This window comes from Acinetobacter genomosp. 33YU (genome assembly GCF_001990725.1).
Lineage (GTDB): Bacteria > Pseudomonadota > Gammaproteobacteria > Pseudomonadales > Moraxellaceae > Acinetobacter > Acinetobacter seifertii.
The window spans coordinates 140,664-167,023 of record NZ_LFZQ01000006.1 but is presented as its reverse complement, the minus strand read 5'-3'; the positions used below and the strand labels follow the sequence as shown (position 1 = coordinate 167,023).

The 26,360-nt window shown below is 38.5% G+C and carries 28 protein-coding genes; 7 read left to right on the top strand and 21 right to left on the bottom strand.

What is annotated here, in order from left to right:
- Positions 1 to 2: 2 nt before the first annotated feature.
- From AC056_RS07165 to AC056_RS07145, 5 genes are all read right to left on the bottom strand, one after another.
- On the bottom strand, positions 3 to 1,337 hold the full coding sequence (locus AC056_RS07165) for a M20 family metallopeptidase (protein WP_077163159.1): 1,335 nt from the start codon (positions 1,335 to 1,337) through the stop codon (positions 3 to 5).
- A gap of 203 nt (positions 1,338 to 1,540) precedes the next feature.
- Positions 1,541 to 2,545, bottom strand: a complete 1,005-nt coding sequence (gene ruvB, locus AC056_RS07160; protein WP_002052424.1) for a Holliday junction branch migration DNA helicase RuvB — start codon at positions 2,543 to 2,545, stop codon at positions 1,541 to 1,543.
- Positions 2,546 to 2,553: 8 nt separating this feature from the next.
- Positions 2,554 to 3,153: a Holliday junction branch migration protein RuvA gene (gene ruvA / locus AC056_RS07155; RefSeq protein WP_016146147.1), complete on the bottom strand. Its 600-nt coding sequence runs from the start codon at positions 3,151 to 3,153 to the stop codon at positions 2,554 to 2,556.
- An 8-nt stretch (positions 3,154 to 3,161) separates the two neighbouring features.
- Positions 3,162 to 3,830, bottom strand: a complete 669-nt coding sequence (locus tag AC056_RS07150; RefSeq protein ID WP_077163158.1) for a hypothetical protein — start codon at positions 3,828 to 3,830, stop codon at positions 3,162 to 3,164.
- Positions 3,830 to 5,170, bottom strand: coding sequence for a deoxyguanosinetriphosphate triphosphohydrolase (locus AC056_RS07145; RefSeq protein WP_004699901.1), 1,341 nt, complete (start codon positions 5,168 to 5,170; stop codon positions 3,830 to 3,832). Before AC056_RS07145 ends, AC056_RS07150 begins: the two co-directional genes overlap by 1 nt.
- A gap of 309 nt (positions 5,171 to 5,479) precedes the next feature.
- Between AC056_RS07145 and purL the strand changes: the two genes are divergently transcribed.
- The 3 genes from purL to AC056_RS07125 all read left to right on the top strand — a co-directional run bounded on the left by purL (position 5,480) and on the right by AC056_RS07125 (position 11,747).
- Entirely contained in the window at positions 5,480 to 9,313 is a 3,834-nt protein-coding gene (gene purL / locus AC056_RS07140; RefSeq protein WP_077163157.1) for a phosphoribosylformylglycinamidine synthase, read from the top strand.
- Positions 9,314 to 9,934: 621 nt separating this feature from the next.
- Positions 9,935 to 11,149: a multidrug effflux MFS transporter gene (locus AC056_RS07130; protein WP_139344630.1), complete on the top strand. Its 1,215-nt coding sequence runs from the start codon at positions 9,935 to 9,937 to the stop codon at positions 11,147 to 11,149.
- A gap of 46 nt (positions 11,150 to 11,195) precedes the next feature.
- On the top strand, positions 11,196 to 11,747 hold the full coding sequence (locus AC056_RS07125; protein ID WP_077163156.1) for a hypothetical protein: 552 nt from the start codon (positions 11,196 to 11,198) through the stop codon (positions 11,745 to 11,747).
- Here the strand turns inward: AC056_RS07125 and AC056_RS07120 are convergent.
- Positions 11,742 to 12,335 carry a hypothetical protein gene (locus AC056_RS07120; RefSeq protein WP_077163155.1) on the bottom strand — a complete coding sequence of 198 codons (594 nt, stop codon included), beginning with the start codon at positions 12,333 to 12,335 and terminating at the stop codon, positions 11,742 to 11,744. The two genes, AC056_RS07125 and AC056_RS07120, sit on opposite strands and share 6 nt — an antisense overlap.
- Positions 12,336 to 12,506: 171 nt before the next feature.
- On the opposite strand from AC056_RS07120, the gene AC056_RS20015 reads away from it, so the two are divergent.
- Both AC056_RS20015 and AC056_RS07115 read left to right on the top strand, forming a co-directional pair.
- Complete coding sequence (locus AC056_RS20015; protein WP_019457271.1) at positions 12,507 to 12,632, top strand: KGW motif small protein; 126 nt, start codon at positions 12,507 to 12,509, stop codon at positions 12,630 to 12,632.
- A 68-nt stretch (positions 12,633 to 12,700) separates the two neighbouring features.
- Positions 12,701 to 13,015, top strand: coding sequence for a hypothetical protein (locus AC056_RS07115; RefSeq protein WP_004699916.1), 315 nt, complete (start codon positions 12,701 to 12,703; stop codon positions 13,013 to 13,015).
- Here AC056_RS07115 and AC056_RS07110 read toward each other — a convergent pair.
- On the bottom strand, positions 13,008 to 13,808 hold the full coding sequence (locus AC056_RS07110; RefSeq protein WP_077163154.1) for an enoyl-CoA hydratase-related protein: 801 nt from the start codon (positions 13,806 to 13,808) through the stop codon (positions 13,008 to 13,010). The genes AC056_RS07115 and AC056_RS07110 overlap by 8 nt on opposite strands.
- Positions 13,809 to 13,917: 109 nt before the next feature.
- Here AC056_RS07110 and AC056_RS07105 point away from each other — a divergent pair, with 109 nt between their 5' ends.
- The gene (locus AC056_RS07105; RefSeq protein WP_077163212.1) at positions 13,918 to 14,493 is read left to right on the top strand and encodes a nicotinate-nicotinamide nucleotide adenylyltransferase; all 576 of its coding nucleotides are present in this window, start codon (positions 13,918 to 13,920) and stop codon (positions 14,491 to 14,493) included.
- 11 nt (positions 14,494 to 14,504) lie between these two features.
- Here AC056_RS07105 and AC056_RS07100 read toward each other — a convergent pair whose 3' ends face one another.
- The 8 genes from AC056_RS07100 to dapD all read right to left on the bottom strand — a co-directional run bounded on the left by AC056_RS07100 (position 14,505) and on the right by dapD (position 19,596).
- Positions 14,505 to 14,867: a glyoxalase superfamily protein gene (locus AC056_RS07100; protein ID WP_077163153.1), complete on the bottom strand. Its 363-nt coding sequence runs from the start codon at positions 14,865 to 14,867 to the stop codon at positions 14,505 to 14,507.
- An 11-nt stretch (positions 14,868 to 14,878) separates the two neighbouring features.
- Complete coding sequence (locus AC056_RS07095) at positions 14,879 to 15,448, bottom strand: CAP domain-containing protein (RefSeq protein ID WP_139344629.1); 570 nt, start codon at positions 15,446 to 15,448, stop codon at positions 14,879 to 14,881.
- Positions 15,449 to 15,566: 118 nt separating this feature from the next.
- Positions 15,567 to 16,028: a peroxiredoxin gene (locus AC056_RS07090; protein WP_077163152.1), complete on the bottom strand. Its 462-nt coding sequence runs from the start codon at positions 16,026 to 16,028 to the stop codon at positions 15,567 to 15,569.
- Positions 16,029 to 16,045: 17 nt separating this feature from the next.
- Positions 16,046 to 16,732 (bottom strand): diphthine--ammonia ligase, encoded by a 687-nt coding sequence (locus AC056_RS07085; protein WP_077163151.1) that lies wholly within the window; start codon positions 16,730 to 16,732, stop codon positions 16,046 to 16,048.
- Between the two features lie 90 nt (positions 16,733 to 16,822).
- Positions 16,823 to 17,239 (bottom strand): hypothetical protein, encoded by a 417-nt coding sequence (locus tag AC056_RS07080; RefSeq protein WP_004699929.1) that lies wholly within the window; start codon positions 17,237 to 17,239, stop codon positions 16,823 to 16,825.
- 13 nt (positions 17,240 to 17,252) lie between these two features.
- A complete protein-coding gene (gene queC / locus AC056_RS07075; protein ID WP_001247780.1) occupies positions 17,253 to 17,924 on the bottom strand; it encodes a 7-cyano-7-deazaguanine synthase QueC in 672 nt (223 codons plus the stop codon).
- 40 nt (positions 17,925 to 17,964) lie between these two features.
- On the bottom strand, positions 17,965 to 18,675 hold the full coding sequence (gene queE / locus AC056_RS07070; protein ID WP_004699930.1) for a 7-carboxy-7-deazaguanine synthase QueE: 711 nt from the start codon (positions 18,673 to 18,675) through the stop codon (positions 17,965 to 17,967).
- Positions 18,676 to 18,774: 99 nt separating this feature from the next.
- The gene (gene dapD, locus AC056_RS07065; RefSeq protein WP_004699931.1) at positions 18,775 to 19,596 is read right to left on the bottom strand and encodes a 2,3,4,5-tetrahydropyridine-2,6-dicarboxylate N-succinyltransferase; all 822 of its coding nucleotides are present in this window, start codon (positions 19,594 to 19,596) and stop codon (positions 18,775 to 18,777) included.
- Positions 19,597 to 19,880: 284 nt separating this feature from the next.
- On the opposite strand from dapD, the gene carO reads away from it, so the two are divergent.
- Positions 19,881 to 20,609 (top strand): ornithine uptake porin CarO type 4, encoded by a 729-nt coding sequence (gene carO, locus AC056_RS07060; protein WP_077163150.1) that lies wholly within the window; start codon positions 19,881 to 19,883, stop codon positions 20,607 to 20,609.
- A gap of 88 nt (positions 20,610 to 20,697) precedes the next feature.
- Here the strand turns inward: carO and AC056_RS07055 are convergent, their stop codons facing one another.
- From AC056_RS07055 to AC056_RS07030, 6 genes are all read right to left on the bottom strand, one after another.
- Entirely contained in the window at positions 20,698 to 21,621 is a 924-nt protein-coding gene (locus tag AC056_RS07055) for a CysB family HTH-type transcriptional regulator (RefSeq protein ID WP_077163149.1), read from the bottom strand.
- A 71-nt stretch (positions 21,622 to 21,692) separates the two neighbouring features.
- A complete protein-coding gene (locus AC056_RS07050; protein ID WP_002052588.1) occupies positions 21,693 to 22,754 on the bottom strand; it encodes a sulfate/molybdate ABC transporter ATP-binding protein in 1,062 nt (353 codons plus the stop codon).
- 11 nt (positions 22,755 to 22,765) lie between these two features.
- Positions 22,766 to 23,650, bottom strand: coding sequence for a sulfate ABC transporter permease subunit CysW (cysW, locus tag AC056_RS07045; RefSeq protein ID WP_077163148.1), 885 nt, complete (start codon positions 23,648 to 23,650; stop codon positions 22,766 to 22,768).
- Complete coding sequence (gene cysT, locus AC056_RS07040) at positions 23,647 to 24,480, bottom strand: sulfate ABC transporter permease subunit CysT (protein ID WP_077163147.1); 834 nt, start codon at positions 24,478 to 24,480, stop codon at positions 23,647 to 23,649. Before cysT ends, cysW begins: the two co-directional genes overlap by 4 nt.
- An 80-nt stretch (positions 24,481 to 24,560) precedes the next feature.
- On the bottom strand, positions 24,561 to 25,169 hold the full coding sequence (locus tag AC056_RS07035; RefSeq protein WP_004699940.1) for an RBBP9/YdeN family alpha/beta hydrolase: 609 nt from the start codon (positions 25,167 to 25,169) through the stop codon (positions 24,561 to 24,563).
- A 30-nt stretch (positions 25,170 to 25,199) separates the two neighbouring features.
- Positions 25,200 to 26,207 carry a sulfate ABC transporter substrate-binding protein gene (locus tag AC056_RS07030; protein ID WP_004699943.1) on the bottom strand — a complete coding sequence of 336 codons (1,008 nt, stop codon included), beginning with the start codon at positions 26,205 to 26,207 and terminating at the stop codon, positions 25,200 to 25,202.
- Positions 26,208 to 26,360 lie beyond the last annotated feature (153 nt).

The following is a 26,360-nucleotide window of genomic DNA, read 5'->3' as shown; positions in this document are numbered from 1 at the left end:
AGTTAAGAGGGCTTCCATGAAGTTTGAACTTGTTTTGATATATTCGGATAATCTAATACGAATCTGACGTGTAGCTCTGTTCCAGTTTTTAAGGCTTTATTATCTACAATAAAATAGGGGCTATGATTTGGTGCAGCTTGAGTTAAGTCCTGATTTTCTGGTGTTGCACCTAAGAAAACAAAGAATGATGGCATTAATTTGCCATAATAGGCAAAATCTTCACTTGCGCTTGCATTATGATCCAAAACATGAAGTTTTGAGTCTCCAACAACCTTGACTAAAGTTGGCTGAATCAACTGAGTCAGTGTTTTGTCATTCATGGTCACTGGCGCATAAGGCGCAATTTCAACTTTGGCAGTCACATCATTGGCTTGAGCATTATGCTCTATCATGACCGGTAAACTTTTTAAGATATTTGCTCGTATTTGTTCGTTATTAGAGCGGATAGTCCCGACCATATTAACCTGTTCGGGAATTACATTTCCTGCTGTACCACCTTGAATATTCCCAATACTCACTACACCCATACCTTGAGTGAGATCAGTCCTTCGGCTAATAAGGCTTTGTAAATTATTAATCATTTGTGCAGATGCATAAATTGGATCTCTACCTAACCAAGGGGTAGAGCCATGTACCTGCTTGCCGTTGACCTGAATACGTAAATGGTCTGCACTATTTAAAATAGCGCCATCTTTATAATAAAGGTGGCCACTTTGCATACCGGATATGACATGTATGCCAAAAATGGCTTCAGGTTTATAGTCTTTAAATGCTCCATCTGCGATCATCTTTCTGGAGCCGATTTGATCACCTTGTGTGAAATTATCTATATCTGCTCCACCTTCTTCAGCCGGTTGAAAAACAAAGACAACCGTACCAGATATTTTATCTTTATTGGCAGCTAGAATTTTTGCTGCACCTAATAGCATTGCGGTATGTGCATCATGTCCACAAGCATGCATCACATAAGTTTCTTTACCTTGATAAATTGCTTTTTGTTTACTCGCAAATGGAACACCACTTTTTTCTTCCATAGGTAGAGCATCCATGTCGGCTCTAAGCGCAATAATAGGGCCGGGTTTATTACCTTTTAAAATACCTACAACACCTGTTTTTGCATAACCTGTTTTGACTTGAATGCCATAAGACTTTAATTTTTTTTGAACAAGTGCAGATGTTTTAACTTCCATATTGCCCAGTTCAGGATTTTGATGAATATGTTGTCTTAACTGAATGACCTGATTTTCATTTTGTTGTGCGGCATCTTTTACCCAATCTGCTAGGCTCAGTTGACTCATGAGGGCAAGTGGAAAAATTAAAGCGGCTTTTTTGTACATGTCCTTATCCTAAAAATATTATTGTTCATAAGATTTAATATCTAGATTGCTTATAATTCAGTTTTTAAAAATATTAAAAAATCAATAAGGTATAAATATAGACTTAAAAGGTATAGATTAGCTAATGTATTGATAAGACAATTATTATTTGAATTGAAAAAATACTTAAATTAAAAAAGGAAGAGAAAATTCTCTTCCTTTGATTAGTTTTTAGGCTCAGGTGGTGTCATGCCAAACTGTAAATAAGACTGATTGGTTGCAATACGGCCTCGCGCAGTACGCATGACATAACCTTGTTGAATTAAATAAGGCTCAATCACATCTTCAAGTGTACCGCTGTCTTCAGCCATAGCTGCTGCAAGGGCTTCAACTCCAGCAGGACCGCCATCAAAACGCTCGAGTAACATGCTCAAATAACGACGGTCTAGCGTATCTAAGCCAGCTTTATCAACATTGAGCATATCAAGCGCACGCTGTGCCATTTCATGGGTCACTTCACCTGTACCTTTCACTTGCGCATAGTCACGAACACGTCTTAATAAACGATTGGCAATACGCGGTGTGCCGCGTGAGCGACGAGCTACTTCTTCTGCACCTTCAACTGTAATTGGTACATCCATGAGGTTTGCAGAGCGCGACACAATGTGAGTTAAGTCCTCTACAGAGTAGAACTCAAGACGCTGCACAATACCAAAACGGTCACGTAGTGGTGAGGTGAGTAAGCCCGCACGTGTAGTTGCAGCAACTAGAGTAAAAGGCGGTAAATCAAGTTTAATTGAACGAGCAGCAGGGCCTTCACCAATCATGATGTCTAATTGGTAATCTTCCATTGCCGGATACAGAATTTCTTCAATTACTGGTGAAAGACGATGGATTTCATCAATAAATAAAACATCACCTTCTTCAAGGTTGGTGAGCATCGCTGCTAAATCACCCGCACGCTCTAAAACAGGCCCTGAAGTGGATTTGAGATTGCCACCCATTTCACGTGCAATAATATTGGCAAGCGTGGTTTTTCCTAAGCCCGGTGGACCGAAAATCAGTGTGTGATCGAGTGCTTCACCACGACCACGAGCCGCGCCAATGAAGATTTCCATTTGCTCTCGTACAACTGGCTGTCCAATATAGTCGGCAAGTGAAGTCGGTCGAATAGCCCGATCAAAATGATCTTCAGGTTTTTCTGTTCCACTGATTAGACGGTCTTGCATAAGTGTATTTACTTCATCATTGATTTAAGAGCAGCACGAATAATATCGGCTGATTCAGTGTAATCGGCTTTAACCGCAGCTACAGCTTTTTGTGCTTCAAGTGGCTTATAACCTAAAGATTGCAGCGCAGCTTCTGCTTCTGCAACAGGAGAGTTTGCAGCAAATTGAATTTGAGGCATAGTTGCTGCAGTTGAAGTGCCTTGAGCCAAGGTTTTAAAACGGTCACGTAGTTCAATCATTAAGCGCTCAGCTGTTTTTTTACCAACGCCCGGAACTTTGACCAATGTATTAATATCATCATGTTCAATGGTATGAACCAATAACTCAACGCTTAACGTTGATAAAATACCTAGCGCCATTTTTGGACCAACACCATTTACTTTTAATAAGGTGCGGAAAATAGTTTTTTCTTGGGCATCGCTAAAACCGTAGAGCTGCTGTGCATCTTCACGCACAACTAAATGCGTCCATAGCGTAACTTTCTGGCCTTTTTGTAATTGGCAAAATGTTGAAAGTGGCGTATCAATTTCATAACCCACACCATTTACATTCAGTAAAACAGTAGGGGCTTCTAAGGCAAACACTTCGCCAATTAAACATCCGATCATTGAATCTTTCACTTATTTGTTAATGGTTGAATAGTAGATGCCATTTGTTCTAAACGCAAAATGGCTTTTAAAATTTCTTTTCGATTTCGTGTGGATTTTATCCATGTAGGTAGACGTGAAAAATAACTGTTATTACCAGTCTGTTTAGTTCTTTCTCTTAAATTAGCTTCAACGAATATTTTTAATTCTTTTAAATGTGCAGGGCTATAAACGTATATGTCTCCATGCCTACTTGAAGTTTTTAGATAAAGTTCAAGACCATAGTGTGTAAAACCAAATTTTTGGTCTAAAACAAAAGCTACATTATATTTTTCAAATTTTGAAAAATTTTGGCATAGATGACATTTAGCTTGAATATACGGAGGATAAGCTCCTGAATTATTCAGCTTTTGATTTGCTTTGAGCCATGACCCACCGCAACTTTGGCAACGCTGGTAAGCTGTGGCGTAAAAATGACCATTGTGACGACTCGATATTGAGCTCTCTTCAGCTTTAATTTGATAACAACAATTTAAACAACTAAAAGAAAAAGTTCCTTGATAAGGCGCATTTACTGGTGATAAAGGACTGTCATATTTCAGGATACTCAGATGAGAACATTTAGGACATTTTACCCACTGATCTGAATACATAAAAGATGATGGATAAAGCCCTCTATCAACATGTCTACTTATCATTAAAACAGACCTATTTTATTACCTTGTAGCTCTTGCGCCAAGCTATAAGCCTGATGATCTGAAAACTTACTAATAATATCGAGTACCTGCATGATATTACTGTAGTGGTTATTGCTAAAGCGGGCACCGTACAAATGAAGGATCGACATTAAACGTTGTTCTTTAAAGCTTAAAGATTTATGCGGCATGGTTAATGGTACAAATGCGTCAAGAATAGTTTGCAAACTTTGATGTGCAATAATTTCTAAACCAGACTTTTGTGGGTGCTCAAAGATTTTTTCACGCGCCAGATTTTTGGCTGTTTCAATCCCTTTAGCAATATCTGGTGAGCAGTATTGTAAAAGGCTACCTTGCAGCTGACCTGTAATAATTTCATACTGATGTTTGGCAAAAGCGGTAGTGACTTCATCAACTAAACGTTTCATGACACGACCACGTAATGCCGAAATTTTTTGTTGCCATGTACTACTTGGCATTGATAACTCTTCAGGTTGGCCATAATCTGCAATTAAATTCAGAAAAATGGGTTCAACTTCTTGGTAATTCAGCATATTTAAAATAATCCCATCTTCTAAATCAATGAGGGCATAGCAAATATCGTCTGCAGCTTCTAATAAATAAGTAAGCGGGTGGCGGCAGTAATGGTATTCACCTAATTGAATGAGACCAAGCTGTTCAGCAATTTGCTTTAAAATTTCTTTTTCAGACTGATAGCAACCAAATTTTGCTCGTTGGTGTGATGGACGATCACCTTGAGAAGCTATTGTTTTTGAAAGCCAAGGATATTTTAAATATGCGCCTAGGGTCGCGTAAGTTAAACGCATACCTCCATCGTCTGGATGATAGTCAATACGGGTTAAGAGGCGTAAACCTTGAGCATTGCCTTCAAACTGACGGACGTCTGCTTCTTCTTCGGGCGTTAATTTTTTTAGAAAATCATTATGTGAGGCATCATCAAACCATTCACGAATTGCATATTCGCCCGCGTGTCCGAAGGGTGGGTTGCCAATATCGTGAGCAAGGCAAGCTGCTTGAATGATTGCGCCGACATCGGCAGGAGATATCCAAACGGGCAATTCATCTTTTATTTTTTCGGCTGCCAGCATACCCATGGAACGGCCAATACAGGAAACCTCAAGGGAGTGAGTTAAACGGGTATGGATCCCGTCATGCTGTGCTAAGGGGTGAACTTGAGTTTTACGGTTTAACTGACGAAAACTTTGTGAAAATATAATGCGGTCATAATCTTTATGAAACGGGCTTCGAGCCAATTCTGTACTGCTTTTTTTACTACCTAAACGAACTGCAGAAAGCAGTTCTAACCAACGCATTTGTTCCATTTATCATTATTCAAAACTATAAAGCCCGATCATGCCAAAAAAAACTTAAAAGCACTAGCGTGGTGCGACATAGTTTGTCTTAGTTCAGGTTTTATTATGTTATTGAATAAACATGAAACAATTTATTTTTACCTATAATGCTTAAAAAAATGATTTTGAACAAAAAACACATCACTTCTTGCAGAATTAGGTTACAGAATACTGATTCTACATCTAGCTGATTTTAGCAAGACACAGTAGAATATGCGCTCTCTCTAAAGTCACATTGCGGTAAGGTTCACAAGACCTGCCCGTGGAGCCAAAATCAACATGTTTATCGTGGCCGGTGCAGCAGCACATTCTTCTTTTAAGAAAGCTCAACTATTAACACGTTTATCGTCAATTAGTTCTGTTCAATCTTTTGACAGCCAATGGGTCTATTTGTTTGATCAAGCGCTCAACGAGCAGCAACATCAATCTGCTTTGCAATTATTAAATGACGGTGAGTCTTTTGAACTTCGTCAACCTGCAAGTGATGAGATTCAGATTTTAGTAACACCACGTGTGGGTACTATTTCACCTTGGTCTTCTAAAGCAACTGATATTTTCAAGAACTGTAATACACCAGTTCACCGTTTAGAACGCGGTCTTTTATTTACGTTAAAAGGTGTTTCTGAAATTTCTAATGAAGTAAAACAAGTACTTCATGACCGTATGACAGAAACTGTTTTTGCTCAAATTGATGATGCAAAAGCGCTCTTTTCAGAAACAGCTCCAAAACCTTTAAACTCAATTGATATCTTGGGTGAAGGTAAAGAAGCTTTAGTAAAAGCCAACAACGAATTTGGTTTTGCGTTATCTGAACAAGAAATTGATTATTTAACTGAAGCGTTCACTCGACTTGGCCGTAACCCAAATGACATCGAGTTAATGATGTTTGCACAAGCAAACTCTGAACACTGTCGTCATAAAATCTTCGGTTCTGAATGGACAATTGATGGTGAAAAACAACCATTATCATTGTTCCAAATGATTAAAAATACTTATAAAGAATCACCAACTGATGTGTTATCAGCATACAAAGATAACGCTTCTGTAATTGTTGGTTATGACACGATGCGTTTTTATCCAAAAGCAGATGAAAATGGTCATTTTGTCTATAAATATAAGAGCCAAGCCGCTCATATTTTAATGAAGGTTGAAACTCACAACCATCCAACAGCAATTTCTCCATTTGCTGGTGCTGCTACTGGTTCAGGCGGTGAAATCCGTGATGAAGGTGCAACTGGTCGTGGTGGTAAACCAAAAGCTGGTTTAACAGGCTTTACAGTTTCTAACTTAAATATTCCTGGTTTTGAACAACCTTGGGAAGAAAACTACGGTAAACCTTCACGTATGGCATCGCCATTACAAATTATGATTGAAGGTCCATTAGGCGGCGCGGCATTTAATAACGAATTCGGTCGTCCTGCATTAAATGGTTATTTCCGTACTTTCGAACAAAATGTAAATGGTGAAGTGAAGGGCTTCCATAAGCCAATCATGATTGCTGGTGGTTACGGCAACATCCGTCCTGACCATGTAGAAAAAGATGCGATTCAACCAGGTGACTTGCTCATTGTATTGGGTGGCCCTGCAATGTTAATCGGCCTTGGTGGCGGTGCAGCATCTTCTGTAGACAGCGGTACAATGGGTGAAAGCCTTGATTTCGCATCTGTACAACGTGAAAACCCAGAAATGGAACGCCGTTGTCAAGAAGTGATCGATACATGCTGGCGCTTAGAAGACTTCAACCCAATCGTTTCTGTACACGACGTTGGTGCGGGTGGTTTATCAAACGCTATGCCTGAACTTGTAAACGACCACGAGTTAGGTGCAGTTCTTAATCTTCGTAAGATTCCTTCATTAGAACCGGGCATGAGCCCAATGGAAATTTGGTCAAACGAAGCACAAGAGCGTTATGTTCTTGCAATTCGTCCAGAGTCTTTAGATCAGTTCGAAGCAATCTGTGCACGTGAACGTTGTCCATTTGCCGTGTTAGGTGAAGCAACTGAAGCACGTCATTTAACTGTTGAAGATCCATTGTTCCAAAACAATGCAGTTGATATCCCAATGCAAGTAATGCTTGGTGGTACACCGCGTATGCAACGTTCTTATGAAACGATTGAGCGTAAAGGTAACGAATTTGATGCTTCAAAAGTTGATTTGAAAGATGCGATTTTCCGCGTATTGAAAAACCCTACAGTTGCGTCTAAGTCATTCTTAATCACCATTGGTGACCGTTCAATTACTGGTATGGTTGCACGTGACCAAATGGTTGGTCGTTGGCAGATTCCTGTTGCTGATGCAGCAGTAACGACTACAAGCTTACAAGGCTTCACTGGTGAAGCAATGGCAATGGGTGAACGTCCACCAGTTGCATTGTTAAATCCAGCAGCGTCTGCTCGTTTGGCAGTTGCTGAAGCAATTACCAATATTGCATGTGCAAACATTGAACAAATTAGCGATATCAAACTTTCTGCAAACTGGATGGCTGCTGCTGGTCAAAAAGGTGAAGACCAAGCATTGTTTGAAGGTGTGAAAGCGATTGGTATGGAAATGTGTCCTGCTTTAGGAATTGCGATTCCTGTAGGTAAAGACTCACTTTCAATGCGTACCACTTGGAATGACAGCGGCGAAGATAAAGCTGTAACATCTCCAATGACCGGTGTAATTACTGCATTTGCTCCAGTAGCTGATGTTCGTAAGACTTTAACACCTGAACTTAAGAATTTAGAAGATTCAGTACTTGTACGTATTGATTTATCTAAAGGTCAGTTCCGTTTAGGTGGTTCGATTCTTGCTCAAGTATATAAAGCAATTGGTTCAATCACTCCAGATGTTGATAGTTTTGATGATTTCAAAGCGTTCTTTGCTTTAATTCAAGACTGGAATAACCGTGGCCTGATTCAAGCTTACCATGACATCGGTGATGGTGGTTTACTCGCAACTGTAGCTGAAATGATGTTTGCTTCACGTTTAGGTGTGGCATTAGAAAACCAAACTACTGCTGGTTTATTTGCAGAAGAAATTGGTGCAGTAGTTCAAATCAAAACAGCTGATTGGGAAGCTTTACAAGCAGAAGTTGCTGCTTCTAGCTTGAAAGATGCAATTGCTGTAGTTGGTCGCGTAAATAACACTGATCAATTATCTGTAAACGGTTTGACTTTAGAGCGTGCAGAGTTACAACAGGCTTGGTCTGAAGTCTCTCATCAGATCCAACGTTTACGTGATAACGTTGAAACTGCTGATCAAGAATTTGCTTTAATTACTGATAAATCACATCAAGGTTTAATTGCAAAACCTACATTTGATTTAAATGAACCTATTGAAGCGCCGTTTATTAATAGCCGTCGTCCTAATATGGCAATCTTGCGTGAGCAGGGTGTAAACGGTCATATTGAAATGGCAGCAGCTTTCGACAAAGTTGGCTTTAATACGATTGACGTACATATGAGCGATTTACTTGCTGGTCGTGTAAGCCTAAGTGATTTCGAAGGTTTAGTGACTTGTGGTGGTTTCTCTTACGGTGACGTAATGGGTGCAGGCGGTGGCTGGGCAAAATCAGTTCTGTTCAATGCGAAGTTACGTGATCAGTTTGAACAGTTCTTCCACCGTGAAGGTACGTTTAGCTTAGGTATCTGTAATGGTTGCCAAATGTTGTCACAATTAGCACCGCTTATTCCGGGTGCTGAACACTGGCCACGTTTCCACCGTAATATGTCAGAAGTTTTTGAAGCGCGTAGTGTAAACGTTCGTGTTGAAAAATCAGTTTCTGTATTACTCGATGGTATGGAAGGTTCGATTTTACCGATTGCTGTAGCACATGGTGAAGGCCGTGTAGTTGCTAGCGAAGCTGATATTGCAAGCTTGAATGCAGCTAACCAAGTTGCATTGCGTTATGTTGACAGCCATGGTAACCCGACTCAACATTATCCATTGAACCCGAATGGTTCACCAGAAGCGATTACTGGTGTAACGTCTAAAGATGGTCGTGCAACGATTATGATGCCGCATCCAGAGCGTACTTTCCGTGCAATTCAACACTCTTGGAGTCCAGAAGAGTGGACTGAAGATGGTGCATGGTTACGTATGTTCCGTAACGCACGTAAGTTTATTGGTTAATATAAAAATTGAAATTATTGAAAATGCCACTCTCGAGTGGCATTTTCTTTATCAGGATATATGAATACGATCATAGTAATGATTAAAAGAAAAAGTAGATAGGAAATAGATGAAAATGAATAATCTTAAAGAATTAGAGAAATTAAATAACCTAAGTTTCAAGTTGTTAATTTTTTTTACCATTCATCAATTTTCTTGGAAGCCTTGTATTGGTGAAGCTAGAGTTCAGCTTTGAAGTGATTTATATTTTAATCTGGCATTGATTCTCTTACAGATCTTTATTTTTGTACGAGATAGACAATTATTGAAGAAAAAGCAGGCCTTTTGTCCTGCATGGGAATGGTTTATATTGTTCCCAGTCTATGTATACAAAAGACAGAAAAATAATTTTTTAAACTTAAACTATTTTTATATTAGCCTACCATTTTTTATACTTAATGCTGTTATAAATGCGTATGCCAGAACCCTATAGCTATCAGTCAGGCAGATGAAGTGGCTGCTCAATCATTTGTTTCTCGAAACTACTTGGATAAGCACTTATCTAAAAAAATGAAAAATGATACATAATTATCTATGTAACTTTTTTGCTTTAATTTATGTTGCCCTGCAATTGGAAGAAAAATGAAATCAAAAATCCATTTCCGTGAGTTTGCACTTCTGATGGCATTACTCATGTCGATTGTTTCTTTTTCAATAGATGCAGTTTTACCTGCTTTAGGTGAGATTGGACGAGTTTTTGACTTAAAGAATAATAATCAGACACAGTGGGTCATTATTGGTATTTTTTCTGGTATGACGATAGGGCAACTTATTGCTGGACCACTATCTGATGCGATCGGTCGTAAACGCATTTTATTTGCTGGGATCATCATTTACTTTTTGGGAAGTTTATTGTGCTTTACCACACAAAGTTTTGAATGGTTTTTAGTAGGGCGCTTTATTCAAGGTATTGGGGTTTCTGGACCTTACGTGGCTTCTATTTCAATTGTTAGAGATAAATATAGCGGTGCTCAAATGGCCCGTATCATGTCCTTAATTATGATGGTGTTTATGGTTGCTCCAGCAATAGCACCAAGTCTGGGACAGCTTATTATTCATTTCTTTGGTTGGCGTGATATTTTTGTTTTATATATGGTTTATGCAACAGTGGTTGGTGCATGGGTAGCATTACGACTAGAAGAAACCTTGCTGCCTGAAAAACGTTTACCTATGCGTTTACAAGCATTTCAAGAGGGCTTTAAAGAAGTCGTAAGTAATAAAACCACCATGAGCTATTTGTTATGTGCAGGCTTTTGCTTTGGTGGATTTATTGGCTATTTAGGAACTTCTCAACAAATTTTTATGCAGCAATTTGGTAAAACTGGGCAAGAATTCAGTGCATATTTTGCTGTGCTTGCTGGTGTGATGGGAATTGCTTCATTTACCAACTCTAAAATTGTGATGAAGTTTGGTATGCGTCCAATTTGTATTTATGGCTTTCTAGGTCTGTGCTTAATTTCTTTGGTTTTCTTAGGAATTCAACTTTTAGGCGTGGCTGTGTCATTCTGGATGTTTATGCTTTATGCCTGCATTCTGTTTTTATTATTTGGAACTTTATTTGGTAACTTAAATGCGATTGCAATGGAGCCAATGGGGCATGTTGCTGGTATGGCTTCGGCCATTATTGGTGCAGCGTCCTCCGTTTTGTCACTTATTCTTGCCTCTATTATTGGGCAATTATATGATGGGACATTAATACCAATGACTGGCGGCTTCGCTATTTTATGCGGTTTAGCATTTATGATGACCGTATATGAGAAGAGACAGTTAAAGATTGTTGATAATGCAAATCTTTGATTAAATATGATAAAAGTTTTATTTATATATTATTGTCTTTAAATAAATGAAGAAAAGATTATTAGATACTGCAACTGTATTACTAGATAAGTTTGTTAATCGTTATCATGATTGTGAGGGTTTTTGGGCAATCGGTGTTTTGTATACACATTGTTTTTCAATAGGTGAGTTTTCCTTAAGATTTGATCTATTAAATAGTAACTCTTTCATAAATGATGAATTTTTAAAGAACGTAAATAATAAATTCTCGAGCTATCTAGATGATTATTTAGCAATTCATAAGAAAAAAAGAGAGGATTTGATTGAGGCTGTCATAAAAATTGCATTTGATAAAGATCATAAAATATCAGCAGATACTCTATATGGTGATTATTTCCAGGTTAGAGTAATTCTTGTTGATTCATACACAAGAACTTTTTCTAGATACAATGATGGATATTGTGTGGCTCATACTCATTGGATAAAGCGAAAAAATTATATAGATTCATTACCAATAGAAGATCATTCACTCATAGGGAATTATAATTTCTCATTAAGTCTATCTCCAAAATCTTTAGAGATTACAGATGTGTTATTTAATATTCCTAAAGTTTTATAATCCATCCGCTCGTGGTGACAGCCAATCTTTATACTTATTTATTAACTCATTCCTCTTGGCGTCATTAAAGATAATAAAATCAATGCCACCATCATATGGAGCAATAATTATATTTTGCTCAAAAGAAATCATAAAGGCTCGAACCTCATCGTCGGCGATCTTTTTTAATAAGTCATTGTGTTCATTCTTTTTCCAAATTTCATTGATGGAATACGGTCTATAGAAATGATCTTCTTCGTCATCATCATAATTTTCGGGATTAGCTTGTGTTAGATTTATTTCTTTTTCTGGATGAAATTCGTATTTGAGCCTTAAAGTTGGATCATATATTTTATTATTATTGCTTTGACTGAAATAATGACCAGTAACAATAAAAATAGAAGCATTAGAATCGAAACAGTCATCAATAATTTGATTATGACGATTTAATAATAATTCATATTCTGCAGGTGTATCTGCATATCTTTTTGATTCTGGAAGGCTATGAATTCGGAACCAAAATTGTGAAAAATATTGTCGAAAACAATGTGAAATTGGAAGTTTATTAGGATAAAAAAACTTCCATTGATTTATGAATGAATTAGTCATTTTTCTTTTGGCCTAAATATTTATTAACATGTTATTTGATAAGTTACACAAAAAACAATTTAATAAGAAAAATATTTCGATGGGTAAGGTAAATTTATATTAAATTATACTTTAAGGAAGTTGGTTCAATTTTTGCTTTCTCTGTAACAACGATAAAAATCGGAGATCAAAATGATGAAAAACAAAAATCACATAAGAGCGATGTCTACAAAGGACAGAGGCTGGCGCTTATTTGGCTTAGCACTTGCTATTCAAATTCTTTTTATTGGAGCAAATTATTTGGCACTGATGAGCTGACTTTGATTTAGGGTATTCTTAAAAGGTATGCTTTAACATAAGTTCAATATTTTTGGGTCATTTTACAGATGTTAAAGTTAATCTATTACGTACCTGAGTCACATCTTGAATCGACTAAACAGTCCATATTTGCTGCTGGTGCAGGTGGTATAGGTAACTATGAACATTGCGCATGGCAAGTCAAAGGGATCGGGCAGTTTAAACCAGTGAAGGGCGCTGATCCTTATATTGGACAGCTCGGTGAACTCGAACAAGTTGAAGAATGGCGCGTTGAAACAATTGTCCTTGAAGAAAAGGCAAGTGAGGTTGCGAAAGCATTAAAGGCAAGCCACCCTTACGAAGAGCCTGCCTTTGAATTTATCCAAATTTTGGATATTAGTTAAATTGTGAGAAATCTGGTTTACGTTTCTGCATAAATGCCTGTACAGCTTCTAGCATTTCAGGCGATTGAACGCGTTGCATAAAGATTTCAGCTTCATGATCAATACATGCAATGATCTTATCCAGATCATGCTTCATCAATGCTTTTGTTTGTTTTAGTGAAGCAAGTGGTAATGCTGCTAAGTGTTGAGCAGTTGCCTGAGCAGATGCGTAAGAATCTTCAACGACTTCATTCACTAGGCCTGCTTGTGTTGCCGTTTCTGCATTGAATTTTTTTGCAGTAAACAAAAGTTCAGCTGCCTTGTGATAACCTGCTTGCTTAACCAATAGTTGGCTAGCACCACCTTCTGGAGAAAGGCCAAGACTTACAAATGGAATTTGGAATAGGGCAGTGTTGTTAGCAAACACTAAGTCCGCATGTAATAAAATCGTAACACCAATACCAATTGCTACACCTTTTACTGCAATAATCAAGGGTTTCGATAATTTAGCAGCAGATTTAAGGAGTACAAATGGAGGAACTTGACCTGCTGGACCTGCATTAGGATTTTGTACAAAACCCATAAAGTCTTTCATATCATTACCAGCGGTAAAATCTTGTTCAACACCACGTAAAACGACTACTCGTACATCTTTATTTTGGTCAGCTTCATCAAGTGCTTGAGCAATCCATAAGTAAAGTTCGCCATATAATGCATTTTTTGCTTCTGGGCGATTTATGGCTAAGGTGAGTACGCCACCTTGTAAATTTGCTTGTAAATGTTCATGAGGTTGTTGAATACAGCTAAGTGTCATCGTACTATCCTTGCTTTAAACCACGTTGTTGATTTTTAGGTTCTCATTATGGCGCATATTTTTAGTAATGCGGTTAACTGGTGAGTTCATAAAAAGTGAAAAACTCATTATGTATACATTTGACTATCTCGTTTTTATAGGGCGTTTTCAACCATTTCATTTGGCTCATATGCAGACAATTGAAATTGCTTTGCAGAAAAGCCATTATGTCGTTTTAGCATTAGGCTCTGCTCAAATGGAGCGCAATATCAAGAATCCGTTCTTAGCAGTAGAGCGCGAGCAAATGATCTTGTCAAATTTTTCACCGGATGAGCAAAAGCGTATTCGGTTTGTACATGTTGTTGATGTTTATAATGATGAGAAGTGGGTAAAACAAGTCAAATCATTGGTAAATGGTGTAATAGAACCGAACTCAAAAGTTGGTTTGATTGGGCATTTTAAGGATGAGTCTTCTTATTATTTGAGACTATTTCCTGAGTGGATTATGGTGGAACTGGATAGCTTAAAGGATTCTATTTCAGCCACTCCAATGCGTGAAGCTTATTATCGTGGTGAAATCCAAACGGAATTTTTTCCTGTAGGAACTATTCAGTTTTTGGATGAATTTAAAAAAACACGTACTTATCAACAATTGCAACAACGTTTTGAAGACGATGACCGCTCTAACTTGGATGAAATTGAATAACTGTATGTGGATTAAGCATCTGCCCAAAAGATAATTCGGTTGGAAAAAGGATCAGTGATGTTGAGTTCAAGTGTTTCCCAATCTGTTTTTTCAACCTGAGGTTTAGAAAATTTATAATCTTTTTGACTGAGTTCACTATGTAACTCATAAATATGTTCCCAATAAATACGAATTGCACTATGAGGACTCGCATCTCCAAAATGCTCAGAGAGATGAATGATGCAATCATCTTTAGAGATTTGTAAATACAACGGAAAGTTATCTTCAAATTGGTGTTGCCAATCAAGCTGAAAGCCTAAGAAATCAAGATAAAATGATTGAGCTAACGCGACATCAAAAATTCTTAAAATAGGGGTAATCGAACCAGATTGCATCATTTTTCCTTTTAACGTGTACCAAATTGTTGTGTCCAGTAACTCTTTTGTTTAGCGGACTGATCCGAAGCACAAGCGATTGCATAAGTTGTAAACTTAGGGTTCATTAGGTTACTACAATGTAAAGGGCTTGCTAGCCATTTTGTCATTACTTCATTTAAAGTTTTCTGTCCACTCGCAACATTTTCACCATTCGCTTTACCAAGTGAATTATAAAGTTTTAAACGTGACTTTAAATCTAGTCCTGTTGATCCAACATGTCCAAGAAAGTTATGTGTTGCCATATCTTGACTATGAGAGAGTGCACCTTGGTATAAGTTATTATTCCAACTCAGCGGCGTAGTTGCAGAAAAATACTGCTGACCACACTGGCGTGATTGCTGGCGAATTTGATTAATAGTATTAACAATAGCTTGTTGATAGGCAGGATTTTGTAAATCTTGGCAGCTTATTTCTATAGGGGGTTTCTGAGCTTGTAAGGTAGAAGTGTTAAGGACGGGAGGCATACTCGATGCGTTCATGGAATATGTAGCTAAAATAAAGCTAAAAGGCAATAAAGTAGAAACTTTGAGTAGATTCATAGCCTGTCTTCATTTGAATTATTTTAATATTTTTATCATACGCGAAATTGAACTGATTGAGTGATTTTTATACAAGAGAAAAGCGAGTATTAGACTCGCTTTTCTCTACTTAAGTTTATTAAGCTGATTGTAATGTTTTTAAGTCTTCTAGAACTTGTTCAGCATGCCCAGCAGCTTTTACTTTGCGGTAACTTTTAACTAAAGTTTTGTTATGGAAAATAAAAGTAGAGCGTTCAATACCCATTACTTTTTTACCATACATATTCTTTTCTTTAATGACATCAAAGTGATTACAGAGCACTTCTTCTTTATCACTAATCAGATCAATAGTCAGTGCCTGCTTTTCTGTAAAGTTCTGATGAGCTTTTACCGAGTCGCGAGAGACACCGTAAATACGAGCGCCCAAACCATCAAACTGGTCTTTTAAACAAGAAAAACCGACAGCTTGTGTGGTACAGCCTGGAGTTGAATCTTTAGGGTAGAAGTAAATAATGAGCCATTCATTACTTACTTCAGCCAAATTAACTTCGCCGTGTGTAGTAGGAAATACTTGATTTGGCAGTTGAATATTCTCAGACATTTCTTATCCTTTAAAAGTTAAATTTGATCTAATTCAAGTGGTAGAAAAGCATATTCTTCATGATAAACAATATCGAGTTTTCTTACAGGAATAGCTTTGTTAAAAATTGGACCGTCAATGACAGTGGTATGGAATTCGCCGCCCTCACCACATGGATCAATGCCACGGTTTTCAAGCTCTTGTATATATTCTAAAGTTAAAGTTTTACCTAAATCTTCTACTTTCATTCCTAGTTTAAGATTAACAGTAACTAATACACTTTTAAATCCAAATTGAATGAACTCTTCAACCACTTCACGGTGTGGGCGTAGCCAAAGTGGCATGCCTAATTTAAGCCCCACTGTTTGGGTGACACGGTCATGCCAACAACCATGTTCAGGCATATCTAGATCACCTGTAACCAACACCTCTGCACCTTTTTGTTTGGCTTCATTCAGTAAGCTAATGAATTTACTTTCATAGTCATTCCAGCTAGATGAAGCCATAAATACGGGTAAGCCAATTGCTTGCGCTTGCGCCTGAATAATATCAAGTGGCATTGCATGCGAACGAGAACGTTGGCCATGCTCTTCCAGCATAACAATTAAACCGATTACCTTGCCAGTTTTCATAGCGTGGTAGAGAGCAAGAGAGCTGTCTTTAACTCCACTAAATGAGACAATAGACTTTTTATCAGCTGCGTTGGTTTTCCATTGTTCTTGCATGGTTTATTTCAAATGACTAAATCAATGCTATTTTAACAGAGCTATAAAAAAGCCTGCAAAAATGCAGGCTTAATTTGACTCAATAAAAGCTTATTTTTTAGGAGCTTGTTGTTGAGCTGCTTTCATCGCATCTTCAGTTAACTTTTCAAGTTTAGTTGTTAACTGAGGACCAAAACATGCTTTAAGATCACGGTTTTGTTGTTGTACAAAAGCTAAAGAGCTTGGGCTTTTCTTCGCATTGATTGCGCTTTGAATTTCCCATTTTTGAGCTTCAGTTACTTTACCTTGAGCATCAACTTGGCAGCTACAGAATTTGCTAACTTCAGCTGAACTTAATTTACCGCCTTTTGCAGTTTGGTCTTTACAAACGTTGATTAATGCACCTTTAACGTTAGTGCTTTTATATGCCGCTTGAACTGGGTTTTCAGCTGCATGAGCTGAACCAGCCATAAGTGCAACTGCTGAGAATAAAGATGAAAGAATAAGATTTGATTTTAACAACTTCATAAATTTTACCTACTTATTGCGGTATATAGCGTGTTGGATCGGTAACACCAGCATCGATAAAGCCTTCTTTACGTAAACGGCAACTGTCACACTTGCCACACGCACGTCCTTGAGCATCTGCTTGGTAGCAAGATACCGTTTGGCTATAGTCTACGCCATGTTCAATCCCTAAACGTATAATATTCGCTTTGGATAAATGTAACAGGGGTGTTTCAAATTTAAGTGGTTTTCCTTCAACGCCGGCTTTTGTTGCTAAACGAGCCATATTGGCAAAAGCATCAATAAATTCTGGGCGACAATCAGGATATCCTGAATAATCAACAGCATTGATACCAATCACAATTGCTTCAGCATTGAATACTTCGGCCGCTGCTAAGGCATATGAAAGGAAAATTGTGTTACGTGCTGGTACATAAGTTACAGGAATGCCTTCTTGTAATTGTTCTGGTACCGCAATGTTATGGTCTGTAAGTGCAGATCCGCCTAAATTCGCTAAATCGATATTAATAACACGATGTTCAACACCAGCACGTTGAGCTAATGCTTTTGCTGCATCGAGTTCAGTGGTTGAACGTTGACCATACATAAAACTAATAGCAATACATTCATAGCGCGCTTGTGCCCAAGCTAGGCAAGTGGTTGAGTCTAAGCCGCCTGAAAGTAAAACAATGGCACGAGGGCGCATATTTTTCTCCATATTCGGAATAATTTATTTTATTGAGCGATTAACGACCTGATTCATCATTCCAAAGCAGTTTATGTAACTGTAGTTGGAAACGAACAGGCATTTTATCGTCCAGTATCCACTGTGCCAGATCACGTGCTAAACGTGGTAGGCCAACAGCACCTTTTTCAACTGCAAAAGCAGGGGAGAACCAAACGGTACTGACTTTAGTTTGCAGTTGATATTGTTCAACTTGTTGCTTTGACCATTCATAATCTTCACGGTTACAAATCACAAATTTGATTTGGTCATGTGAAGTTAGATAGTCAAGATTGCTGATGAGATTACGATGTTCTTCACCAGAAGTTGGAGTTTTTAAATCGAGAACTTTAGAAACGCGAGGGTCTACTTTTGAGACATCGAGGGCACCACTGGTCTCTAAAGAAACGTCAAAGCCTGCATCACATAAACGTTGTAATAAAATTAAGCAATTTGGCTGCGCTAAAGGTTCACCACCAGTCACACAAATATAAGGGGTTTTATATTTTTCAGCCGTTTCAATAATGTGCTCAAGTGATAAACGCTCGCCACCTTCAAAAGAATAAGTGGTATCGCAATATGTACAACGTAAAGGACAGCCTGTGAGACGAATAAATACAGTCGGTAGACCAGAGGCATTTGCTTCACCCTGCAACGAGTAAAAAATCTCGGTAATGCGTAAACCAGACGCAGGGTCAGAGACAGGAATTGCAGAGGAACGTAAGGAAGCCATTCTAGAAATACCACATTATATAAAAAATAAAATCTCTACGATCAGTGTTGATCGTAGAGATGAGGAGCGATTAAGGCTCCGCAAGAGAGTTATAACAAATTAGTCAGCGCGTAACAAATCGTTCAAGCTAGTTTTTGCACGTGTTTTTGCATCAACTTTTTTCACGATGATTGCAGCATATAAGCTGTAAGTACCACATTTAGATGGCAAGCTGCCTGAAACTACAACTGAACCTGCTGGTACACGACCGTAATGGATTTCGCCAGTTTCGCGGTCATAAATTTTAGTTGATTGACCGATGAAAACGCCCATTGAGATAACTGAGCCTTCTTCAACAATAACGCCTTCAACGATTTCAGAACGTGCACCGATAAAACAGTTATCTTCAATAATTGTCGGGTTAGCTTGTAAAGGCTCTAAAACGCCGCCGATACCAACACCACCAGACAAGTGAACGTTTTTACCAATTTGAGCACATGAACCTACAGTTGCCCATGTATCAACCATTGTGCCTTCATCTACATAAGCACCAATGTTGACATAAGATGGCATTAACACCACATTTTTAGCTTGGAAGCTACCACGACGAGCAACAGCAGGAGGCACAACACGCACACCAGCAGCTTTAAATTGCTCTTCAGTCCAACCAGAGAATTTAGTTTCAACTTTGTCGTAGAAACGAAGATCACATGACTCGATTGGTTTATTGTCATTAAGTTTAAATGATAATAAAACAGCTTTTTTTAACCATTGATGAACAACCCATTCACCATTGATTTTCTCTGCAACTCGAAGTGTACCGTTATCTAATCCAGCAATGGCTTCTTCAACAGCTTGGCGAATTTCGCTTGAGCAATCTGCTGCAGTAAAGTTTGCGCGGTCTTCGAATGCTTGCTCAATGATCGTAGAAAGCTGAGACATGATCTTCCTTCCATAAAAAATTTTAAAGATTTTACACTAATTTGTGACAAGAATCTTTGAAAAAACGTGTTACGTTTTAAGAGAGAGTTAAAGTGAAAAAGCTTATTAGATAATCAAGTGTTTTTTACACAAAAATGATTTGAAAATAAAAATTTAACTCAATTTGTATCAAAAAATAACAGAAATCTAGCAGTTTTTGTATAAAAAAGACTCTATGCTCTTGAATATAATTTTTGTCACAAGCTGAAAAATTAAAAACAGAGCCTTTTCTTGAGGAGAAAACGATGAAAGTATTACGTGTTTTAGTGACAACTACAGCTTTACTTGCTGCTGGTGCTGCAATGGCAGATGAAGCTGTTGTTCATGACAGTTATGCATTCGATAAGAACCAATTAATTCCAGTAGGCGTACGTGCTGAGGCTGGTACCACAGGTTACGGTGGTGCTTTATTATGGCAAGCAAACCCGTACGTTGGTTTAGCATTAGGTTATAATGGTGGTGACGTTTCTTGGCGTGACGATGTGTCTGTAAATGGCACTAAGTACGACTTAGATATGGACAATAACAACGTTTATTTAAACGCTGAGATTCGTCCATGGGGCGCAAGTCCTAACCGTTGGGCTCAAGCCTTATATGTAGCTGCAGGTGCTGCTTATCTAGACAATGATTATGACTTAACTAAACGTTCGCAGGACGGTACTATTAAAGTAAATGGTAATAACTATAACTTTAATGGATCTGTGGATGGTAAATTAAGTTATAAAAATGATATCGCTCCTTATGTAGGTGTAGGTTTCTCACCTAAGATTAATAAAAACTGGGGCGTATTTGGTGAAGTCGGTGCTTACTATACTGGTAACCCAACAGTAAATCTTAAATCAAATGGTACTTTTGTTAATGTTAACGGTGCTGACTTTGATAAAGATTTACGCGCTGAAGAAAACAAAATCCGTAACGATGACAAATACAAATGGTTACCAGTGGGTAAAGTTGGTGTGAACTTCTTCTGGTAATAAATATAAAAAAACGAGCTTCGGCTCGTTTTTTTTGTACTTAGTAACATAAAAGAGCTAAAAAGCTCTTTTATTTTATTCTTAATTTTTATTCATCTGGATAAGCAATTTTCTTAAGGGCTTTAATATCAGCATCAGGTGAGCATAAAGAAATAAACTCGTAACCGTAACCACGTAATAAATGACCTTTACGAACAGCAATCCATGTGGTGTTAACACCAAAGATATCAGTTTTAATTTGTTTTAAACGATAGTCACGTTCTGCATCGTAAGCAACATCGTTGACAATTCCGACGCCCATGCCAAGTTCTACATAAGTCTTGATAACATCGGCATCAAGCGCAGACATTACGATATCTGCATCAATTTGAGCATCTTCAAATGCTTTATCAATTTTTGAACGGCCTGTAAAACCACCGTGATAAGTAATTAGCGGATATTCAGATAGAGAATCAAGATCAATCTTATTGAGCTTTGCAAGCGGGTGATCTTGCGGAGTAATAATACTGTGTTGCCATTGATAGTATGGAATACTTGCTAAGTTTTCTTCAGTTGTTAAAGACTCTGTCGCAATACCAATATCTGCTTCACCTTGTAATAGCATTTCTGCAATTTCAACAGGGCTGGCTTGTTGCAAAATCAAATGTACTTTAGGGAATAGCTTTTTAAATTGATTAACGATCGGGGGTAGTACATAACGTGCTTGAGTATGCGTTGTTGCAATCGTGAGTGTACCTTCATCCACTTTATTAAAGTCATCGGCAAGACGTTTAATATTTTCCGCATCTACAAGCATACGCTCCACAATGCTAAGGAGCGATTGGCCCGGTTCAGTTAAACCAAGTAAACGTTTACCTTTACGAACGAAAAGTTGTACACCTAATTCATCTTCTAAATCTTTAATATGTTTACTGACACCTGATTGAGAGGTGTATAACGCGGCAGATGCTTCCGTTAAATTAAAGTTTTGGCGTACTGTTTCTCGGATAATTCTTAATTGTTGAAAGTTCATTTACACTTTTCCTCGAAAGAGGTGAGGAACGGCTTTAAATTCCGCGACATGATTCCTCACCAAATAATTCCTTAAGCAACTTGATCTGCAAATAGATGAAGTTGAGATGCACTGACCCAAACAGTTTGATTTGGTTTAAATGCATGTTGTTTTGCAGCTTCACTGCTCAGAGCAATCTCAATTAAACGTCCATTACGATCTTGTAATTCCGCCACTACTTTTCCAGCAATCCAGACTTCACGTACAAAAGTTGCTTCAATTGTATTTGCCTGTGGTTGCGAATGAATATGTAACTCATCCGGACGGGCAAAAGCAATCACTTTTCCTTGCGGTGCCTGAACTGTAGTCGGTAATTCGATACGATCATTGCCAATACGGATAATACCGCCAGCATGTTCACCTTCAAAACGATTTGCTTGACCCAAGAAATCAAATACAAATGGCGTTGCAGGTTTTTCGTAGACTTCACGCGGCGAACCAATTTGTTCGACGTTACCTTTATTCATCACAATAATCTGGTCAGCCACTTCAAGAGCTTCTTCTTGATCATGGGTTACAAAAATTGAAGTGATATGCAATTCGTCATGCAAGTTGCGTAACCAGCGACGTAGTTCTTTACGGACTTTGGCATCTAGTGCGCCAAATGGTTCATCAAGCAATAGCACACGAGGCTCTACAGCGAGTGCTCGCGCTAAGGCAATACGTTGACGTTGTCCACCAGAAAGCTGAGCAGGGTAGCGGTCTGCTAAAAAGCCCAGTTGAACTAGGTCAAGCAGACGAGTAACACGTTTTTTAATCTCAGCTTCCGAAGGACGGGTCGCACGAGGGCGAACACGTAAACCAAAAGCAATATTGTCAAATACAGTCATATGACGGAATAAAGCATAGTGCTGAAATACAAAGCCAACTTGACGTTCGCGAACATGGACATTGGTTGCATCTTCCCCTTCAAGTAACACTTGACCGCCATCGGCTGACTCTAAACCAGCAATAATACGCAGTAGTGTGGTTTTACCGCAGCCAGATGGTCCGAGTAGCGCAACCAGTTCGCCCTCTGGAAAATCTAGGGAAATATTTTTAAGCGCATGGAATGCACCAAAGTGTTTTTCAATATTCTTAACTTGAATACTCATGATTTCATTCCTTACGAATCAGTTGAATGCGGTTCTGGTTTGTCTTGATACAGTTCTAACCAAGTTTTCAATACCAGTGTTAATAAGGCTAAGAAAGCAAGTAATGAGGACACGGCAAAGGCTGCACTGAAGGTGTACTCGTTATATAAAATTTCAACATGAAGTGGCAGGGTATTGGTTTCACCACGAATGTGACCAGAAACCACTGATACTGCACCAAACTCACCCATTGCACGCGCGTTACACAAAATCACGCCGTAAATTAAACCCCACTTAATGTTAGGCAGAGTGACTTTCCAAAAGGTTTGCCAGCCTGAAGCACCTAACACAATTGCTGCTTCTTCTTCCTCTGTTCCTTGAGCTTCCATCAGTGGAATTAACTCACGTGCAACAAAAGGAACGGTAATAAAGATGGTTGCTAATACAATCGCAGGTACGGCATATAAAATCTTGATGTCATGGTCCATTAACCAGCCGCCTAACCAACCTTGAGCACCAAAAATCAGTACAATCATTAAACCTGCAATAACAGGCGAAACCGAAAAAGGCATATCAATAATGGTGGTTAAAATCGCTTTGCCTCTAAACTGGAACTTGGAAACAGCCCATGCAGCGGCAACACCAAATATCACGTTAATTGGAACGGCAATCGCTGCGGTGAGTAATGTTAATTTCACCGCTGACAAAGTATCTGGATCAATTAGAGCCTGAATATAAACTTCAAGGCCTTGTTTAAATGCTTCAACAAAAACCAAAATAAGTGGCAGCATTAAGCAACTAAGAAAGAAAATCAGTGCAACTGTAATGAGCGTATAACGTACCCAAGTCGGTTCACGAGTCGCATCACGGGACTGTAGCTTTAAAGCAAGTGCATTACTGTCGGTATGTAGGTTCATGTGATATTTCTCCCTGTACGACGGTTAGCCCATGCTTGAAGTAAATTAATGGCAAATAAAATAATGAAAGAGAGAACCAGCATGACCGCTGCAATGGTGGTTGCACCTGCATAGTCATATTCTTCAAGGCGAGAAATAATCATGAGTGGGGCAATTTCTGTTTTAAACGGCTGGTTACCTGCGATGAAAATTACAGAACCATACTCACCCACGCCACGAGCAAATGCTAAAGCAAAGCCTGTAAATAGAGCAGGTAGTAATATTGGCAAAATAATTTTAGTAATCGTCTGCCAGCGATTTGCTCCAAGTGCAGAAGCAGCTTCTTCAAGCTCGGTTTCGATATCGCTTAGTACGGGTTGAACAGTTCGAACAATAAAAGGAATACCAATAAATACTAAAGCTAGTGTAATCCCGATCGGTGTATAGGCAACCTGAATACCAAGTGGTTCTAAATATTGACCAATCCAGCCTGTAGGTGCATAAAGCGAAGTAAGCGCAATACCTGCAACTGCTGTTGGAAGTGCAAAAGGTAAGTCTACTAAAGCATCAACCAGACGTTTTCCGGGAAAGTTATAACGGACAAGGCACCAAGCTAAAAGTAGTCCCAAAACAACATTAATAAACGCCGCAATTAAAGCTGAACTAAAGCTCAATTGAAGCGATTTTAAAATACGTTCAGAAGTTAAAATTTCCCATAGTCCGTCCCATCCGATTCCAAATGATTTGATAAAGACTGCGGCTAATGGAATAAGCACAATAAAAGAAACGTAGGCGAGGGTGAAGCCCAATGATAGACCAAACCCAGGCAGCACTCGGGATCGCTGCGACATGATATTTCCTCAAAGAGAAAAGCCTGCTGAAACCAGTAAGCGAATAAATAAAGATAAACGGCGCGGTATAAAGCTGGGTATTAAGCAAATTTCAAAGAGAAATGTGTCTTTACCGGATCAATAGATGAGTGGCTACACATCGAGTCTTCAGGAAGTAGATAGTTCAGTAAATCAGGGAATGGGCCAAAACCGGAAGCAACATTAATATGACCGACTTCTCCAAGATTAATAGGATTTAATTGCCAAGCTTTAGCAAGTTGTAAAGCATCAAAAAAATCTAACCAAGGATCATTTTCACTAATCAGTAGTGTTGTAGGCACATTAATTTTTAACTGATGAAAATAATCTTTGTAGTCAGTCAAGCTATGGCGAGCAAAACCAGCTTCACCAAAACGTGCCGGATTTGCAGGAGCAACCAAAATTAGTTTTTTAACCTGAGCTTGTAACTCAGGATGCTCAGCTAAAGCAGCAACACTGGTTAAGCAACCGAAGCTATGCGCAACAATTTGCACAGGTGCTTGTACCGCTTGAACTGTTTTAACAAATTGTTCAATCCATTCACTTAATACGGGTCTATCCCAGTTTTTTTGCTCAACACGAGAACTAGACACGAGTTGACGCTGCAACCAAGATTGCCAATGTTGATGTTCACTTCCACCTACACCTGGAACAATTACAGAGTGAGTCATGTCTGTTCTCCTTATCCTTAGTACAAAGAATTACTTCTCTGCACTATTAATTTTCACGATTTGATCGAAAACACCACCATTATCAAAGTGTTGTTTTTGCACTTTTGTCCAACCGCCAAACTCTTTATCAATCGTCACGAGTTTCAATGGTTTAAATACATTGCTGTATTTTTTGAGTACAGCTGCATTACGAGGGCGGTAGAAGTTACGTGCTGCAATTTCTTGGCCAGCAGGTGAGTACAAGTAGTTAAGGTACCCTTTAGCAATGGTGAGATTGCCTTTTTTTGCAGCGTTTTTCTCAACAACAGCAACTGGTGGTTCAGCTAAAATCGAAAGAGACGGGGTAATAATTTCAAATTTGCCCGGTTGTTCACGAACAGCTAAGTGAGCTTCGTTTTCCCAAGCAAGTAATACGTCACCAATACCACGTTCAGCAAAAGTCGTCGTTGCACCGCGTGCACCCGAATCTAGAACTTTAGTGTGTTTATAAATTTGGCGGACATACTCTTGTGCTTTAGCATCGTTACCACCTGGTTGATGTTTTGCCCAAGCCCAAGCTGCAAGGTAGTTCCAGCGAGCACCGCCAGAAGTTTTCGGGTTTGGTGTAATAATTTCTACACCTGGTTTGATTAAGTCACCCCAGTCTTTAATTTGTTTAGGGTTACCCTTGCGTACCAAAAACACAATTGTTGATGTGTATGGTGTAGAGTTTTGTGGCAACTTCTTCTGCCAATCAGTTGGAAGCAATTTTGCTTTTTCAGCAATTTCGTCAATATCAGCTGCAAGCGCTAATGTCACAACGTCAGCATTTAAGCCATCAATCACTGCACGAGCCTGTTTGCCAGAACCGCCGTGTGATTGCTTAAACTGAATATCTTGACCAGTACGCTGTTTCCAATAAGCACCAAACTGCTTATTAAAGTCTGTATATAACTCACGAGTAGGATCGTAAGAAACGTTTAAAAATTCTTGTGCTGCAAATGATGAAACAGAAAGAAGCGCAGCAATAACCCCAACTTTTAATTGAGAAAAACGCATGAGATAACCCCTCAAAAATACGAAATGTTCAAAACATGAACGCAGAATAGCGCTAGTCTTTATTCTAAAAAAATAATAAAAAACGAATTTAATATGAAAAATATAGAAATAATAAAAATGGATAAACTATTCTTAAATCTTGATATATAACAA

Coding starts and splice junctions, on each gene's coding strand:
- AC056_RS07165 (WP_077163159.1), bottom strand. CDS start 1,337: ATGTACAAAAAAGCCGCTTTAATTTTTCCACTTGCCCTCATGAGTCAA.
- ruvB (WP_002052424.1), bottom strand. CDS start 2,545: ATGCAAGACCGTCTAATCAGTGGAACAGAAAAACCTGAAGATCATTTT.
- ruvA (WP_016146147.1), bottom strand. CDS start 3,153: ATGATCGGATGTTTAATTGGCGAAGTGTTTGCCTTAGAAGCCCCTACT.
- AC056_RS07150 (WP_077163158.1), bottom strand. CDS start 3,830: ATGATAAGTAGACATGTTGATAGAGGGCTTTATCCATCATCTTTTATG.
- AC056_RS07145 (WP_004699901.1), bottom strand. CDS start 5,170: ATGGAACAAATGCGTTGGTTAGAACTGCTTTCTGCAGTTCGTTTAGGT.
- purL (WP_077163157.1), top strand. CDS start 5,480: ATGTTTATCGTGGCCGGTGCAGCAGCACATTCTTCTTTTAAGAAAGCT.
- AC056_RS07130 (WP_139344630.1), top strand. CDS start 9,935: ATGAAATCAAAAATCCATTTCCGTGAGTTTGCACTTCTGATGGCATTA.
- AC056_RS07125 (WP_077163156.1), top strand. CDS start 11,196: ATGAAGAAAAGATTATTAGATACTGCAACTGTATTACTAGATAAGTTT.
- AC056_RS07120 (WP_077163155.1), bottom strand. CDS start 12,335: ATGACTAATTCATTCATAAATCAATGGAAGTTTTTTTATCCTAATAAA.
- AC056_RS20015 (WP_019457271.1), top strand. CDS start 12,507: ATGATGAAAAACAAAAATCACATAAGAGCGATGTCTACAAAGGACAGA.
- AC056_RS07115 (WP_004699916.1), top strand. CDS start 12,701: ATGTTAAAGTTAATCTATTACGTACCTGAGTCACATCTTGAATCGACT.
- AC056_RS07110 (WP_077163154.1), bottom strand. CDS start 13,808: ATGACACTTAGCTGTATTCAACAACCTCATGAACATTTACAAGCAAAT.
- AC056_RS07105 (WP_077163212.1), top strand. CDS start 13,918: ATGTATACATTTGACTATCTCGTTTTTATAGGGCGTTTTCAACCATTT.
- AC056_RS07100 (WP_077163153.1), bottom strand. CDS start 14,867: ATGCAATCTGGTTCGATTACCCCTATTTTAAGAATTTTTGATGTCGCG.
- AC056_RS07095 (WP_139344629.1), bottom strand. CDS start 15,448: ATGAATCTACTCAAAGTTTCTACTTTATTGCCTTTTAGCTTTATTTTA.
- AC056_RS07090 (WP_077163152.1), bottom strand. CDS start 16,028: ATGTCTGAGAATATTCAACTGCCAAATCAAGTATTTCCTACTACACAC.
- AC056_RS07085 (WP_077163151.1), bottom strand. CDS start 16,732: ATGCAAGAACAATGGAAAACCAACGCAGCTGATAAAAAGTCTATTGTC.
- AC056_RS07080 (WP_004699929.1), bottom strand. CDS start 17,239: ATGAAGTTGTTAAAATCAAATCTTATTCTTTCATCTTTATTCTCAGCA.
- queC (WP_001247780.1), bottom strand. CDS start 17,924: ATGCGCCCTCGTGCCATTGTTTTACTTTCAGGCGGCTTAGACTCAACC.
- queE (WP_004699930.1), bottom strand. CDS start 18,675: ATGGCTTCCTTACGTTCCTCTGCAATTCCTGTCTCTGACCCTGCGTCT.
- dapD (WP_004699931.1), bottom strand. CDS start 19,596: ATGTCTCAGCTTTCTACGATCATTGAGCAAGCATTCGAAGACCGCGCA.
- carO (WP_077163150.1), top strand. CDS start 19,881: ATGAAAGTATTACGTGTTTTAGTGACAACTACAGCTTTACTTGCTGCT.
- AC056_RS07055 (WP_077163149.1), bottom strand. CDS start 21,621: ATGAACTTTCAACAATTAAGAATTATCCGAGAAACAGTACGCCAAAAC.
- AC056_RS07050 (WP_002052588.1), bottom strand. CDS start 22,754: ATGAGTATTCAAGTTAAGAATATTGAAAAACACTTTGGTGCATTCCAT.
- cysW (WP_077163148.1), bottom strand. CDS start 23,650: ATGAACCTACATACCGACAGTAATGCACTTGCTTTAAAGCTACAGTCC.
- cysT (WP_077163147.1), bottom strand. CDS start 24,480: ATGTCGCAGCGATCCCGAGTGCTGCCTGGGTTTGGTCTATCATTGGGC.
- AC056_RS07035 (WP_004699940.1), bottom strand. CDS start 25,169: ATGACTCACTCTGTAATTGTTCCAGGTGTAGGTGGAAGTGAACATCAA.
- AC056_RS07030 (WP_004699943.1), bottom strand. CDS start 26,207: ATGCGTTTTTCTCAATTAAAAGTTGGGGTTATTGCTGCGCTTCTTTCT.